Annotated in this window: 12 protein-coding genes; 11 read left to right on the top strand and 1 reads right to left on the bottom strand. The window is 34.1% G+C overall.

The features are described from left to right. The first annotated feature begins 24 nt into the window (after positions 1–24). The 6 genes from C1Y58_RS18005 (at position 25) to C1Y58_RS17980 (ending at position 9,508) form a co-directional block, all read left to right on the top strand. Positions 25–471, top strand: coding sequence for a YwiB family protein (locus C1Y58_RS18005; protein ID WP_105617550.1), 447 nt, complete (start codon positions 25–27; stop codon positions 469–471). 20 nt (positions 472–491) lie between these two features. Next, positions 492–1,358, top strand: coding sequence for a UTP--glucose-1-phosphate uridylyltransferase GalU (gene galU / locus C1Y58_RS18000; RefSeq protein WP_105617549.1), 867 nt, complete (start codon positions 492–494; stop codon positions 1,356–1,358). 255 nt (positions 1,359–1,613) lie between these two features. After that, complete coding sequence (locus C1Y58_RS17995; protein ID WP_105617547.1) at positions 1,614–4,592, top strand: S-layer homology domain-containing protein; 2,979 nt, start codon at positions 1,614–1,616, stop codon at positions 4,590–4,592. 12 nt (positions 4,593–4,604) lie between these two features. Beyond that, positions 4,605–6,137 (top strand): S-layer homology domain-containing protein, encoded by a 1,533-nt coding sequence (locus C1Y58_RS17990; protein WP_105617545.1) that lies wholly within the window; start codon positions 4,605–4,607, stop codon positions 6,135–6,137. Positions 6,138–6,191: 54 nt separating this feature from the next. Beyond that, the gene (locus tag C1Y58_RS17985) at positions 6,192–7,562 is read left to right on the top strand and encodes a S41 family peptidase (RefSeq protein ID WP_170311629.1); all 1,371 of its coding nucleotides are present in this window, start codon (positions 6,192–6,194) and stop codon (positions 7,560–7,562) included. A gap of 341 nt (positions 7,563–7,903) precedes the next feature. Continuing rightward, on the top strand, positions 7,904–9,508 hold the full coding sequence (locus tag C1Y58_RS17980) for a CTP synthase (RefSeq protein ID WP_105617542.1): 1,605 nt from the start codon (positions 7,904–7,906) through the stop codon (positions 9,506–9,508). A 23-nt stretch (positions 9,509–9,531) separates the two neighbouring features. Here the strand turns inward: C1Y58_RS17980 and C1Y58_RS17975 are convergent, their stop codons facing one another. Further along, positions 9,532–9,978 carry a hypothetical protein gene (locus C1Y58_RS17975; protein ID WP_105617540.1) on the bottom strand — a complete coding sequence of 149 codons (447 nt, stop codon included), beginning with the start codon at positions 9,976–9,978 and terminating at the stop codon, positions 9,532–9,534. A 412-nt stretch (positions 9,979–10,390) separates the two neighbouring features. On the opposite strand from C1Y58_RS17975, the gene cls reads away from it, so the two are divergent. The 5 genes from cls to C1Y58_RS17950 all read left to right on the top strand — a co-directional run bounded on the left by cls (position 10,391) and on the right by C1Y58_RS17950 (position 15,842). Then, positions 10,391–11,908, top strand: a complete 1,518-nt coding sequence (gene cls, locus C1Y58_RS17970; protein ID WP_330404456.1) for a cardiolipin synthase — start codon at positions 10,391–10,393, stop codon at positions 11,906–11,908. A gap of 220 nt (positions 11,909–12,128) precedes the next feature. Continuing rightward, positions 12,129–12,842, top strand: a complete 714-nt coding sequence (locus tag C1Y58_RS17965) for a cytochrome c biogenesis CcdA family protein (protein ID WP_105617539.1) — start codon at positions 12,129–12,131, stop codon at positions 12,840–12,842. 67 nt (positions 12,843–12,909) lie between these two features. Then, complete coding sequence (locus tag C1Y58_RS17960; RefSeq protein WP_170311628.1) at positions 12,910–13,635, top strand: pentapeptide MXKDX repeat protein; 726 nt, start codon at positions 12,910–12,912, stop codon at positions 13,633–13,635. A gap of 211 nt (positions 13,636–13,846) precedes the next feature. Next, on the top strand, positions 13,847–14,986 hold the full coding sequence (gene msrB, locus C1Y58_RS17955) for a peptide-methionine (R)-S-oxide reductase MsrB (RefSeq protein ID WP_105617538.1): 1,140 nt from the start codon (positions 13,847–13,849) through the stop codon (positions 14,984–14,986). A 106-nt stretch (positions 14,987–15,092) separates the two neighbouring features. After that, positions 15,093–15,842 (top strand): response regulator transcription factor, encoded by a 750-nt coding sequence (locus C1Y58_RS17950; RefSeq protein ID WP_242985425.1) that lies wholly within the window; start codon positions 15,093–15,095, stop codon positions 15,840–15,842. The last annotated feature ends 5 nt before the right edge of the window (positions 15,843–15,847 follow it).

The following is a 15,847-nucleotide window of genomic DNA, read 5'->3' as shown; positions in this document are numbered from 1 at the left end:
ACCCACGACAGAAGAGGTGATTATATGGAAAAGGACGTTTTAGTTTCAGTAATTGGTGTTCAAAGTGATCTTGTATCAAAAGATAAAGAGGAAATTGAAGTGATTACAAAAGGTAAATACTATGAAAAAGGTATGAAAAAATATATTACTTATAAAGAAACTGAAATGGAAACAGAAAAAGATATAATGTCTACTGTTAAGATTGATAACAACAGAGTAACGTTATCTCGAATTGGCGAAAACAGTACCAATATGCTATTTGAAGTTGGTAAAAAGCATGTGAGCCATTATAATACCATGTTTGGGAATTTTGAATTGGGAATTACCACAAGAAGCATGGATATTGATTTTGATGATAACCAAGGAGAAATCAAAATTAATTACCTATTAGAAGTTAATAATAGTCCAGTAGGTGTTAATGATATCTGCATAAAAATACAAAATGATTTTAGTAATTTTAAATTATCATAATCAGTGGAGGAGTCGGTTCTATGAGAATACGTAAGGCAATTATACCAGCTGCTGGTCTGGGGACACGATTTTTACCAGCAACTAAGTCACAACCAAAAGAGATGTTACCCATCGTTGATAAACCAACGATTCAATATATAGTTGAAGAAGCGGTAGCCTCAGGAATTGAAGATATAATTATCGTTACAGGAAGAAACAAGCGATCCATTGAAGATCATTTTGATAAGTCGCTAGAACTCGAGTATTTATTAGAAAAAGGCGGGAAAGATGAGTTGCTAAAGATCGCCCGTGATGTTTCAGAAATAGCCAATATCCATTATATACGTCAAAAAGAGCCTAAGGGTCTAGGACAAGCAATTTTGACTGCTAAAAACTTCATTGGTAATGAACCCTTTGCAGTTTTATTAGGGGATGATATCATACATTCTGAAAAGCCTTGTTTAGAACAGATGATGGAAGTTTATGAGCAATATCAAACGACAATTTTAGGTGTACAAAGAGTACCAAAAGAGGATGTTAGTAAGTATGGTATTGTATCAGGTGAGTCAAAAGCTGATAGGATGTATTATGTAAAAGATATGGTAGAGAAGCCTAAACAATCTGAAGCGCCATCGGATGTGGCCATTTTAGGACGTTATATCATTACACCAGCTATATTTGATTATCTTGAAAATCAAGAGACTGGCGCTGGTGGTGAAATTCAATTAACTGACTCATTACGTCGATTAGCTATGGATGAAGATATGTATGCTTATGATTTTGTGGGCAAACGTTACGATGTGGGTAATAAATTAGGTTTTCTAAAAGCAACTGTTGAATTTGCTCTAATGCGTGACGATTTAAGAGATGATTTTGAACAGTATCTTAAGGAAATCGTCAACAATTAAATAATATAAAAATGAACCGTGGAATAATCCACGGTTTTTAAGACTGAAATATTAAAGCTTTGTAACAGAGGTTAGGTTATTGAAAAGAATGCCGATAAAATTAATGCAGTGAAAGCATATGAAGTAGAATATTTTATGATTAGAAGAGCAGAAGTAGTCAGGTTAAGTAAGTACTTTTTGCAGGTTAATCATTTTATTGTTATGAAAATTATGGTATAATTACTTCTAGATTCTAAAGTATTTGGAGGATATTTTATGAGGAAATATATAGCCTTGCTACTTAGTTTTACATTATTATTCAATTTCTCATTCTTAAATGTCAGTGCTATATCCTATTTGTATACAAGTGACGACCCCATTGAAACACAAATAACGACAAGTTACATAGGTCGAACAGAGGCACCTGACATGATACGTAATCTACAATTTGATGATGTGAGTGATTCACATTGGGCCAAAGAGGCCATAACACGATTAGGAGCTCTAGATATTATAAAAGGCTTCAATTTTGGTGGAAGATATCTCTTTGAGCCTGAACGTAATGTAACCAATGAAGAAGCTTTAGCCTTTATTCTTCGTGCCTTAGGTTTAGAAGCTAATGCACAGCAAGAGGCAATTAATATAGCCAATCAACAAGATACACCTCAAGAGATATTGGATCTTTGGTCTAGAGGATATCTCGTTGTAGCTAATCAAATAGGGTTAATCAATGCTAATGAATTACAAGATGCATTATCCGTTGAGCAGGATGTATTAGATCCAGAGATTAACTTTATTCGTTCTGGACAGGCTACAAGAGAGCAAGTAGCTGAGTGGGTTGTTGAAGGTATTAATAGTATTGATCCCACAGCTTTATTACCAATCAGTGGACAGCAAAGGGTTTATGACTTTAATGATTGGCAAGATATTAGTCCAGATCAGATTGCTAATGTAGAAGCAATACTTGTCAATAATATCATGTCTGGATTTCCAAATGGCACGTTTAGACCTCAAGGTACTATTACAAGAGCGGAAATGGCTCAGACTCTTAAAAACATGGATGAAGTTTATTATAATACACAGAACATCATTAAGAAAACCGGGATTATAGTAGATATACAAGATTTAACAGAGTTTGAGGGGACAAAGATCATTTATTCAAAGAAGTATCGCATTCTTACTGAAGAAGGTACTATAGAAGAAGTTACATATAGCAATGAACAAGACAATATAGGTCAAAAAGTCATTAGAGATGTGGTTGTTTATCGAGAGGAGCAAGTTGCCGGCTTAGAAAGCCTTCTTGCAGACGATGTTATCGAATATTTGATTGATCAAGATGCAAGTGAAATGCTCTATATCAATGACTTAGGGAAAGTTAAAGAGCAAACTGTTGAAGGTATACTTCAACCATTAAGTGATATTGCAACAGGTTATATTGTTATTGAAGATGCTAATGGAGGGAAATTTAAGTTAAAATTAGCAAGTGCCCTTTATGGGACTGACTTTATCCATGTTGATGGTGAAGATATTCCTCTTAATCAAGCGCCAATAGAGAATAAAGTGGAGTTAACCATTGCTAATGGTATTGTTATTGCCATTACGTATGTTGGACAGGAAGCTTTATATGAAGAGTTGACAGGTGTGGTAATAGATGTTAATTCAAATCTAGGATATATTACGGTTGTGGATGAGAAAGGCAATGAAGTCACTAAAAATTATTATAAGAATAGTATTGTTGTTGAAAAACAGCAGTATTATGAAGACGAAGACGAAGTTGGCTATTATGATCAGGTCTTTCCATACTTTGGATTTGATCCTTTAGATGCAGACATCAGTGATGTAGAAACTGGTGATACAGTAACAATGAGACTAGATGAGGAAGGGAAGGTATCTCATTTATTTGCTAGAGCTAATTACAGCATGTATTACGGTAAAGTAGAGTTCATCGTACCTAAAGGTGCTCTTGGAACCCAAGTGCATCTTTTACTAGAGGATAATACACGTGTTATTCTGGATGTACCTTCTGATACACCTGTTTTTAAAGCAGATCAACAGGTTGGAATTTCAGAGTTATTACCAGGTGATTGGATGAAGGTTTTAGTTAATCGTGCTGTGATCAGTCCAGGATATGAAATTACAAAAGTAAAGGAAGTCATCATTGATGATGCCGGTTTCATGGTGCTGAATGTGTACAGTGGTCAAATAAGTAGATTCAATGATATACAAAATACATTGTATCTTCAGGATGCAACAACTTTGAGTAAAATGGGATGGGTTGATTATGAAATTGGCAAAACATTAACTTTATCCGATGATGTGGAGTATTATTATAATGATGAGCAGGTCTCAAAGGATTACATCGAACATTTCCTTGGATATAATGGCATTATCTATATTGCAGTTAAAGAATACTATGGTGATGAGCAAGTGAAAAAGGTGACTTATCGAGATGGTAAAGATCAAGTATTGGATTCAAATACAGTTACTTATTCCAATGGTGTTGGTAAGTTCATGATAGATAATTATAAGAAGTTCATACAAGCTGATGATGGGACAATTATTGTACGTAATGGTCGATTGGTTAATGAGCAAAACATCATGGTTCCTGACTATACTCAGGTTGTCTTAAATGGAGCAAAAGCGGCTGTTGTTGATATTACCCAACCACCCGTTACAGATAATATAAAAGTCTATCGTGTGCGTATAGCTAGTATTGATGAAGTGGTTTCCTTTACAGGTCAATCCCATTCAGAGTTAAATGATATGACTTGGAGTTTTTCACCTGTTGGAAGTACATACACTATTGATTACTATACAAAATTTATTGATGATACAGGTGTTAAATCATTGAGTGATTTTATTGATTATACTGAAGATACAAAGGTAGATGAGGTGTATACGATCTTTGTAAGAGGTAACCATGCTGAATATATCGTTACCCAGCCTTATGTGCAAGATGGTGTAAGAGGTGAAATCTACAAGATCGATAGCGATAAGCTCTTTATACGTGATACCTATTACTATGATCAAAATAATGGTAGTTGGAATGATTTCAGTGCGCAAAATGTTGGATCTGAAATTCAAGTACCAGAGAATAGTGTCATTATTAAAAATGGTGAATATGCGTCTATAGATGATTTAGAACGTGGTGATAAAATTCGTGTGATGACAGATGAAAACCTCATGAATAAGTACATTAGTTCAGGAGGAACCACTAAAGAGGTAAATGGTTATATAATCTTTGTAGAAGGCTAAGGAGGGGTACTTATGAAGACAAAATTGACAGCATTGGCCTTGACATCTTTACTGATTACGAATACTACCATAAGTGCATTAGCAGCACCTGGTGATAGTGGCTTTTTCGGAGGGGTATCAGAAGGTATCATGCTTCCTAAAACTATTGAACAACAAGTAGATGTCAAAGCGAAGAAGAAAGAAACGCTTCTTTATAAAGAGATGATTTTTATTTCAGGTGAGCCCATTGAAGTCAGTGGTACACTAGAAATTGAAAGAAATGATGATGTTCTAGAAATACAAGAAAGTGGTTCATTTAAAGAAACTTATACTATTGAAGCGTATAGTTCAGATTTTAGTACTACACTTAAAAGAGAAGTTGAATTATTAACTTATTTTATTAAATATGACAGTCCCTATGGTGAGCAAATTAAAAAAGATTCTACGGTCACTGGCTGGGAGGAGACAGTAACTGTAGGTGGAGCAACCTATGTTGTAGATGAGGAAATGTCTGATTTTGGTGAAGGAAAAAATTTCTATAGTTTTATAGAAGATTCTACACCAGGTATTTCATATTATAACGGTAACATCTCCTATCACCTTATCTATAAGTCTGATGATACTGTCTATGCAGAATTGACTGTTGAAGGGGGCTCCTATGGCTATGATCAGCCTTGGTCCAAAGCTGAAAAGCAGGAGTTTATGATTAATATTGATAAGAAAGGTACTGAACCTTGGCAAATGAATATCCAAGTGAAACCTTTTATGAATTCGACGAAGGACGTTTATTATGAGTCCAATGATGTTTCAGCCATAAGTTTTGCTGGTACTTATACCCAAATAATCGATACTGAAGGTGGATTAGCCTATGAGATAAAAACTAACCATCCACAGTTAAAAGAGAGTCAATTGAAGGGTGCAACATATCTTAAACCTATTAATGATTTTGAGAAGTTGAAGATCCCTGGACAGTCAACTTATATCAGTTCAAGTCATTATGCCTATAGCGACGTCATGAAGCTGATGAGTGTTGGCGTCATTGATGAAACACCACTTTCCTATCAACCCTATGAAGCTATTACGCGAGGGGAATTTACAGTTATGCTGTCTAAAACATTAGGCATTTTTCCTCCTAAAGATACAAAGGATCTTTATGATGATGAAGTTGTTGTTTTTGCTGATGTGCCTCAAGAACATGATTTATATGAGTGGTTATATGCTGCAAAGGAAAGTAAACTGGTACAAGGTAGAGAGAATAATTTCTTCAAACCAGATGAGCCCTTGACAAGGGAAGAAGCATTTGCATTATTAATCCGCGTCATTGGTTTAGATCACATTTCACTGGATCAAACAACCTTGACATCTTATGTTGATGATGCAGATATTTCACCATGGGCAAAAGAAGCTATTTACGTAGGTACTGAATTGGGTCTATTTGCAGGTTACACTGATGGACGCATTAATCCTAAGGGTTATATATCAAAAGCAGAAGCAGCAGTAATTGTCAATAATTTGATCGACTTTCTTAATGAAGACATGGTAGAACTTTATATGAAGGAACTATAGGTTAATATGATCCTATTTACAAAAGAAATGATGAGAAATAAGGAGGAAGTAGTAATGAAGAGAAGAATAGTAGCAATGGTATTAGTAATGATGATGCTATTTACTTCCAACGTATATGCCATGGAATCTGATGATGCTATGGAGCAAATGCAATTGATTATGGATTTTATTGATAATAACTATGTTGGCTCAGATATTTCCAAAGAGGAATTATATGAAGCGGCATTAAAAGGGATGTTCGAGGAATTAGATCCTTACAGCGTCTATTATACGCAGGAAGAATATGAACAATTTCTTGAAGGTGTGTCTGGAAACTATAGTGGCATTGGTGCCTATATTCAAGAAGTAGAAGAAGGTATCATGGTAACTGAGCCTATGGAAGGCTCACCAGCAGAAAAGGCTGGATTATTACCAGGAGATATCATTATCAGCGTTAATGGTACGAAGTTAACTGAAGTTACCTATGATGAAGGTATTGACCTAATCAAAGGTAAAGCTAACTCTAAAGTTATATTAACTGTTAGAAGAGGAACTAATGTCTTTGAGGTAGAAGTGATCAGACAAGAAATTCAAGTTAAAGCAGTAAGCTATACGCCTTTAATTGAGTTATATCCAGAGTCAAAAGACCCTGATGCACCTTATATTTGGTATGTTGACATTAATTCCTTTAATGCTACAATCGCAGATGATTTTGGAGCTATCCTTGAAGAAGCCAAGGAGGCAGGTATCAAAGGATTAATATTAGATGTACGTAATAATTCAGGAGGCTATTTAGATCAAGTCGTTGAGATGTGTAGAATGCTTGTTCCAGATGGTACAATTGTATCTACAGTTGATAAACACGGTAATATGACTGCTTACTTTAGTGAGTTAGAGGAAACACCTTTTAAAATTATATGTTTAACCAATGAAAACTCCGCATCTGCATCAGAAATTTTTGCTAGTGCTATAAAGGATTCTATATCAGGGATTCTTATTGGAGAAACAACCTACGGTAAAGGTGTTGTCCAAATGATTTATAGTTTAGGTGATGATCTTCACTTTAAATTAACTGTTAAAGAGTATTTTACGAGAAATGGCGATAAAATTAATGGACTTGGTGTAGAACCTCATATTGAAGTAGTAGTACCAAGTTATATTGAAGATAACAATAAAATCTACATGTATGAATATGAAGATGATATGGTTAAGGATATCGAGGATATTCTTATGTATCTTGGCTATATTGAAGAAGCAGACACATTCTACGATGCTCAAACCGTTTCAGCTATGATGAAGTTTCAAGAAGAGCAGGGGTTGCCTGTTACAGGAATGACGGATTACGTGACTATGTCTGCACTTAATCAAACCTTATATGAATCTGTACAAGAGTATGATCCACAAATGGATATGGCAGTTGAAATTATGTATAATATGATATATTAAAGATAAAGTGATATAAGCAGTAAATGGGCGCAAATATGCGCTCATTTATGTTTGTTTTCTAATAGGAAGTTTTATAGTATATATTCTTCTATGGGATAAATAGCTAAGCAATTTTTTGTTTTTATAATGGAATAAACAATATGTGCCCGATTTCTTATATAATATAAATAATTATTATCGTAAAGGAAATGATGAATATATGCGTATTTAATAATTTCATATAAATATGCAAAAAATTCTTGACGTGGGTACATAATAATACTAAAATAGATAAAGTTATGATTAAAAATTAAATTGATATGTATGTATTTTCTTATGACTAAAAGCATGGGGTGAAAAAAATGAAATACATTTTTGTTACAGGCGGTGTTGTATCAGGCCTAGGAAAAGGTATTACAGCAGCCAGCTTAGGTCGTCTCTTAAAAGCCAGAGGTAAGAAAGTGACGATTCAAAAGTTTGATCCGTATATCAACATTGATCCAGGAACTATGAGTCCTTATCAACACGGTGAAGTGTTCGTTACCGAAGATGGTGCCGAGACAGACTTAGATTTAGGGCATTACGAAAGATTTATTGATGAAAACTTAAACAAATACTCAAACGTGACAACCGGTAAAGTTTACTGGTCAGTTCTCAACAAAGAAAGAAAAGGCGAATATTTAGGCGCCACAGTTCAAGTTATACCTCACATCACAAACACTATCAAGGACCGTGTACACCGGGCTGGAAACTCTGAAAATGCAGATATTGTTATTACAGAAATCGGTGGTACTGTTGGTGATATTGAAAGTTTACCATTCTTAGAAGCTATTCGACAAGTAGCAGCAGATGTTGGACGAGAAAATGTTTTATACATCCATGTTACTTTAATTCCGTATCTCCGAAAATCAGGCGAAATGAAAACAAAACCAACTCAACATTCTGTTAAAGAACTTCTTTCCATTGGTATTCAACCAGATATATTAGTATTACGTACAGAGCATGAAATTAATAATGAAATGCGTAGAAAGATTTCTTCATTTTGCAATGTTGATGAAGATTGCGTTATTCAAAATCTTGATGCAGAAACACTGTATGAAGTTCCTTTAATGTTAGAAGATGAAGGATTAGCTCGTATGGCGTGTAAAAAATTACATTTAGACTGTGATGAGCCCAAACTGAATGAATGGAAAGAAATGGTTAATCGTGAAAAACATTTGAATGATGAAGTGACCATAGGATTAGTAGGTAAATATGTAGAATTACATGATGCTTATATTTCCATAGTAGAATCATTGAAACATGCTGGTATCTATCATGGTATTGATATTCATATCAAATGGATTAACTCAGAGGAGCTCACAGAAAGTAATGCTCATGAGATTCTAGCAGATGTAGATGGTATTCTAGTACCAGGTGGATTTGGTGATCGTGGTGTTGAAGGAAAAATTATTAGTATTCGTTATGCAAGAGAAAATAAAGTCCCTTTCCTAGGTATTTGTCTAGGAATGCAGTGTGCTGTTATCGAGTTTGCGCGTAACATATTAGGATTAGAAGGGGCACATAGTTCGGAATTAGTTCCAAAGACTCAATACCCAGTTATTGATTTAATGCCTGAACAAAAGGATATTGATGAATTAGGTGGTACGATGCGATTAGGTGCGTATCCATGCAAAGTCATTGAAGGAAGTAAGGCGTTTGAAGCTTATGAAGAACAGCTTATATATGAAAGACATCGTCATCGTTATGAATACAATAATGAATTCAGAAAACGTTTAGTTGAAGCCGGTCTTAAGATAACTGGTATTTCACCAGATGAGAGATTGGTAGAGATGGTAGAAATTGAAGATCATCCATGGTATGTTGGCGTTCAATTCCATCCAGAATTTAAATCAAGACCAAATCGTGTACATCCATTGTTTAGAGATTTTGTTGGAGCAGGATTAAAAGAAAAGAAGTCAGTTTAAAACTGACTTCTTTATTTTTAGTTCTATTTTTCTTCTTTATTCTTTTTCCAAAATTTCCACTTTGGCTCTTGCTTCTTATTGGCATTAGGATTTTTTCCATCTTTATAACCAACAATGTACAATCCAGCAAGTTCTACTTTAACCATCTTTTTAGTAGGTAAAGTCTTAAAAACCTTTGGATCACAAATTAGAGTTGTAATTTTAGGACCGATTTTAGCTTTTACAAGTGGCATTTTTCTAAAACGGTAGTATTTAGGTACTTGATCCACAACCATTTTAGGTAAATTAGCTTCGGTAATTTTCATTTTTTTCTTATCAATAACAAGAATTGATTGCATCATTTTATTTTGGCTAATCATTTCTTGGCTTTGATCCATTTTCGTTTGAAGTTTTTTACCAACAAAATATAGGATCACAAAAACAGCTGCTACAATAAGAAATATAATGACGATAATTGATAATGCGTCCAAGTCGATTCCTCCTCTGTTCTTTCGGCACTTCCTAAGAGTGTGCTTACTTTAAGAATCACTTAATTAAAGGATTCCTAAGTTACCATTACTTATTTTATCACTTAATGGGTCATTTTTAAATACCTTTAATTAAAAAAATAATGGAATAAGGATTTTTATTTGAAATACATTTTGCAAATAATATGATATAATATATGATGAATGTATAAAATTAAAAAATTCACAATGTTAAGTGTTATTATGTATTGAACCTAATCCTTTTGGATTGAGATAACAGCTTCGTCTATAAAATTACTTTAGTTGATGCAAAGGAGCAGAAAAGGGCATTATGTTCAATATATATCCTTGATTAAATTGGACTAATCAGGATACACATGATAAATCCAGGTGAAAAAATGGATAGGGGGATTTTATGGATCAAGTTGTGACTACAATGGATGTTTTTGCTGACTTTTATAATTCTATTGGCATGATTCTTAGTGCCATAGGGGCTTTCATTGGGCTTATTGGACAATATATCTTTCCAATCAATTTTATATTGGGAATCATAATCGTTTTTTTTGAACGAAGAAATCCAGCTAGTTTATGGGCTTGGCTATTGTTACTCTTTTTTATACCAGGTATTGGTTTTATACTGTATCTCTTTATTGGGCAAGATTTACGTAGACAAAAGCGTTTTGAAATCAAAGAGGTGGAAGATCATTTAAGTTCACTTGTTCATTTACAAGAACAAAATATCTTAAATAATGAATTGGTTTTAGAAGAGGAGTATATCCGTTATAAAGATATGATTAATCTTCACTTAAATAGCAATAAGTCTTTACTAACCAGTAATAACACAATTGATGTTTATACTTGGGGAAAAGATAAGTTCTCAGCTTTAAAAGAAGACCTGTTAAAAGCAGAAAAATTTATTCATCTTGAATATTACATTATTAAGTATGATTATCTAACTGAAGAGCTATTTGATATATTAAAGAATAAGGCAAGAGAAGGTGTAGAAGTACGTGTACTCTACGATGGTATGGGTGGGCGTACAATCTCCAAAAAGATATGGAAAGATTTGAAAAGCTGTGGTGTTAAAATTGGTGAGTTTTATCCGCCTTTTATTCCATTCATGAATATCCGTATTAATTACCGTAATCACAGAAAAATATGTGTCATTGATGGTCAAATTGGGTATGTAGGTGGAATTAATATTAGTAAAGAATATATTGGTGAAGGAAAGCTAGGAACTTGGCGTGATACCCATTTAAGAATTGTAGGAAATGCTGTGTCTCAATTACAAGTGCGTTTTGCTTTAGATTGGGATTATATAAAAAAAGAAAATTTATGTACCATGGATAAGTACTATATGGTTGAATATCCATTTAAAATAGGTAACAAAAAAGTTCAAATTGTTTCCAGTGGTCCTGACTCCAAGTGGCAAAATATCCGTAACGGTTATCTTAAAATGATTAATGAGGCAGAGCAACGGATTTATATTCAATCACCCTACATTATCTTAGATGACAGTTTATTAGAAACTCTTAAGGTAGCTTCCCTTGCAGGTATTGATGTTCGCATTATGATGCCTTGTCAACCTGACCATCCATTTGTATATTGGGCAAGTTATTCATATATTGGTGAGTTAATTCAGGCTGGTGCTAAGGTTTATACTTATGATGATGGATTCATCCACAGTAAGGTATTAACTGTTGACGGTTTGGTCAGCTCTGTTGGTACAGCTAATATGGATATACGTAGTTTTAAGGTGAATTTTGAAGTCAATGCGTTTATCTATGATAAAGAAACAACTGTCCAATTAGAAAAGATATTTGAAGAGGATATGAAAAACTGTACTGAAATTACACCAGAGATTTACAATAAGCGACCATTGAAAGTTAGATTCAAAGAATCTATATCTCGTTTATTAGCACCAATACTATAGTAAGTTTATGTAGAATAGAGTATTAAAATTACTCCAAACCAGTGTTTAAAAGGACATAGGTTTGGAGTTTTCTTATAGTTATTATCATGTGATATGAATTATTTATAGAAAGTCATGATCTTTTTCTATTCATTAGTTATTCTTATTATCGTAAAATAATATTAAATCAAAGATAAATAAAAAAACGATGTATAAAGTAATGTGAAAGGCGGTGTTAATTATGGCAGGTGAACAGATTTTTATTAGCACAGTGTTTATTGCAGGTTTATTATCTTTTTTCTCACCTTGTATTTTGCCTCTCCTACCGGTGTATATTTCTTATTTTGGAGGAGAAGATGGTGAAAAGGAGATTAAGGGTATTCGAATAGGCAAGTTATTGATTAATCCTCGTGTAGTATTAAGAACAATGATCTTTGTTGGAGGACTTTCCACTAGTTTTGTAATTCTTGGTTTTGGCGCTGGTGCCTTAGGCGCTTTCCTCAATAGTCGTATTTTTTTCGTTGTTAGTGGTTCTGTCGTTATTCTACTAGGAATGCATCAAACAGGACTTTTTAAGCTTCATTTTTTGGAAAGAGAGAAGAAGTTAGACTTAAAGCGAAGTAAAAGAAGTGACTTACTAGGTACTTATCTTTTAGGGTTTACATTTAGTTTTGGATGGACACCATGTATTGGACCAGTACTTGGAGCGGTACTAGGGTTATCAGCTATTGAAGGGCAGGCTGTCTATGGAGCGTGGCTTATGTTCGTTTACGCACTTGGTCTTATGATCCCTTTCCTAGTTATCTCAATTTTCTCAGACCTACTTTTAAGACATGTGAGAAAACTAAATAAGCATATGGGAAAGATTCGAATAGTTGGTGGTATCATTATTATCTTTATGGGGATCTTGCTTATGACAGATAGTTTGAACATGATCGTCGCATTATTTGAGTAGATAATCGATGTAAATATCGATAACAAATAAAATTTAGTTGAATTGTAGAATGAAAGGAGAATTAATTATGAAAAGGTTAAAAGTATTGGTGGTTGCTCTTATAGTTGTTTTGGGAGTAGTGGGGTGTACAAAGCAAACACAAATGAAACAAGAAGATACAATGAATCATACTAATTCAGATAAGATGAAAGACGACCATAAATCAGAAGACAAAATGGAAGATCAAATGAAAGATGATAAGATGTCTGAGGATGAAATGAAAAATGACGAAATGAAGGATGACAACATGTCTGAGGATAAAATGGAAAATGACGAAATGAAAGATGACAATATGTCTGATGATCAAATGGAAGAACAGGTTATGAATAAGGGACGAGAAGCAACACTCTTTAGTCTTCAAGATCTGGATGGTAATACCCATGCCCTATCAGACTATAATGGAGAGAAAGTTTATGTGAAGTTCTGGGCATCTTGGTGCTCCATTTGCTTAGCTGGTCTTGATGAGTTAAACACACTATCTGGTGAAGATAATGATTTTAAAGTGTTAACTGTTGTATCGCCAGGGCATAAAGGGGAGCAAAGTGTAGAAGATTTTGTGAACTGGTTTGCTGGACTTGAGGGTGTGGAAAATATTACAGTACTTTTAGATGAAGGTGGAGAGATTAGTAAGGCTTATGGTGTAAGAGGTTATCCAACTTCTGTATACATTGGGTCAGATGGTATTTTGGTTAAGACTCTTCCAGGGCATAATGGGAATGAGCAGATTAAGAGTAGTTTTGAGGAGATATATTAAATATCTATCGTATCTGAAGATATATATTTCTTGGGTTGCCGCTGGTGAATATTTATATTGCAGTATGGCGATGTACTTTCAAGATTTTCTAAATACATTTCGATAAAATTTGTCTAACGCTCAGATTCAGCGTCCTGCTTCAGCTGAGCTGTAGATATAAAAATATAAATGATGATATTCAAAGTTCGTTCATAGAAAGGTGGTTGGAATAATGAAAGCCATTATTACTGTAGGATTAGTAATTGTGATTGGGATAGGATTAATGGTATTTGCCCATAGATTTTTAGCTGAGGATGATCCTTTATCAACTGGGGATATGGATAATAGTTTTGTTTCAGCTGTTGCTCATGATCCATCTCCTATACCTAGTAACCCAAATGAACATGTTGATTTTAGTGATAGCCAGTTTGAGGAAATTTGGTTGGCAGGAGGTTGTTTCTGGGGAGTTGAAGCTTATATGTCACGGATCTATGGAGTATACGATGTAACTTCTGGATATGCTAATGGTAATACGGAAGATCCTTCTTATCAGGATGTTATTTATGGTTCAGGTCATGTGGAAACGGTTCATGTTAAGTATGATCCCCAAAAGGTTAATTTAGAGACACTATTAACCTCTTTCTTTAAAGTTATTGATCCAACGAGTTTAAATAAACAAGGTAATGATCGTGGTGAGCAGTATCGAACAGGTATCTATTATAGAGATGAGAAGGATCTTCCTATTATTGAAAAGGTTATAGCAAGTGAACAGGAAAAACATGATAAACCTATCGTTACGGAAGTAGAAATTCTTAACCATTACTACTTAGCAGAGGAATATCATCAAGATTATTTAGAGAAAAATCCAAATGGCTATTGTCATATAGATTTTAGTCATCTAGAGGAGGCGGTTTATATCGATCCAGCAAAATATACCAAACCAAGTGATGAAGTGTTAAAAGAGAAATTAACAGATATACAATACCGAGTAACACAGTTAAACGATACAGAAAGAGCTTTTACGAACGAGTATTGGGATAGTAAAGAGCCTGGCATCTACGTGGATGTAGCAACAGGGGAACCGTTATTTACATCAAAAGATAAGTATGATTCAGGATGTGGATGGCCAAGTTTCACAAAACCAATAGTAGCTGAAGTGGTTAATTATACAGTTGATGAAAGTTTTAATATGATTCGTACTGAAGTAAAAAGCCGTGTTGGTGATAGTCATCTTGGCCATGTTTTTGATGATGGACCAAAAGATCAAGGTGGGAAACGTTACTGTATTAACAGTGCTTCTATTCGATTTGTTCCAGTAGATGAAATGGCTGAGAACGGTTATGAAGATCTTATTCAACTTGTAACAAAGTGATAATGTGTATATAATAAAGAAAAGGGTTGTTAAGTAACAATCCTTTTCTTTTGGAATTATTGTGCGGTAATGAAAAGAGGTGGGGGTTATTTATAAGTTACTGATTGTGGATGATGAACCTATTGTTCGTAGAGGGATACAGACTTTTATAGATTTTGAAGCATTATCTATAGATAAGGTATATGAAGCTTCAAACGGTGAAGAAGCCCTTCAAATATTTAAAAGAGAGCTGCCTGATTTGGTTCTAGCTGATATTAACATGCCTAAGATGAATGGATTAGAATTTGCTGCCAAGTCAAAAGGAATAAAGGAAAATGTAAAGATTGCTTTTATTACTGGTTATGACTATTTTGATTATGCAGTGGCGGCTTTGAAAACAGGCGTAGATGATTACATACTAAAACCTGTTTCTAAGAAAGACATCTATGAGTTATTGCAAAATTTGATTACAAAGATTAGAAATGAAAAAGTAGATGATGAAGTGAAGACAGTTATTAAGGACTTAGCCAATAGTTCTGGTGTAAAAGAAGATTGCGGTTATCAAGCTAAGTTACATCAGCTAATTGAAGAGAACATTTCTAATAGCAATCTGAATTTAGTCTTTTTAGCTGATCAAATGGGGCTAAGTGTGGGTTATCTCAGTGGACTTTTTAAGAAGCTCTTTAATGTGTCTTTTAAAGAATACGTATTAAGCAATCGGATGGAGCGAGCAAAAATACTTTTATTAAGTACAGAGATGAAAAACTATGAAATAGCCGAGATTATTGGTTTTCAAGATCCTAATTATTTCAGTGCTTGTTTTAAAAAGTGGTACGGTGAATCCCCGGGGAAATACAGAGAAAAGGTAAAGGAGTGAAGCCA

Origin of the sequence: Vallitalea okinawensis, assembly GCF_002964605.1 — a bacterium.
Lineage (GTDB): Bacteria > Bacillota > Clostridia > Lachnospirales > PQDH01 > Vallitalea_A > Vallitalea_A okinawensis.
The sequence above is the reverse complement of the archived record's forward strand: the minus strand, read 5'-3'. Positions and strand labels throughout refer to the sequence as shown.

Coding starts and splice junctions, on each gene's coding strand:
- C1Y58_RS18005 (WP_105617550.1), top strand. CDS start 25: ATGGAAAAGGACGTTTTAGTTTCAGTAATTGGTGTTCAAAGTGATCTT.
- galU (WP_105617549.1), top strand. CDS start 492: ATGAGAATACGTAAGGCAATTATACCAGCTGCTGGTCTGGGGACACGA.
- C1Y58_RS17995 (WP_105617547.1), top strand. CDS start 1,614: ATGAGGAAATATATAGCCTTGCTACTTAGTTTTACATTATTATTCAAT.
- C1Y58_RS17990 (WP_105617545.1), top strand. CDS start 4,605: ATGAAGACAAAATTGACAGCATTGGCCTTGACATCTTTACTGATTACG.
- C1Y58_RS17985 (WP_170311629.1), top strand. CDS start 6,192: ATGAAGAGAAGAATAGTAGCAATGGTATTAGTAATGATGATGCTATTT.
- C1Y58_RS17980 (WP_105617542.1), top strand. CDS start 7,904: ATGAAATACATTTTTGTTACAGGCGGTGTTGTATCAGGCCTAGGAAAA.
- cls (WP_330404456.1), top strand. CDS start 10,391: ATGGATCAAGTTGTGACTACAATGGATGTTTTTGCTGACTTTTATAAT.
- C1Y58_RS17965 (WP_105617539.1), top strand. CDS start 12,129: ATGGCAGGTGAACAGATTTTTATTAGCACAGTGTTTATTGCAGGTTTA.
- C1Y58_RS17960 (WP_170311628.1), top strand. CDS start 12,910: ATGAAAAGGTTAAAAGTATTGGTGGTTGCTCTTATAGTTGTTTTGGGA.
- msrB (WP_105617538.1), top strand. CDS start 13,847: ATGAAAGCCATTATTACTGTAGGATTAGTAATTGTGATTGGGATAGGA.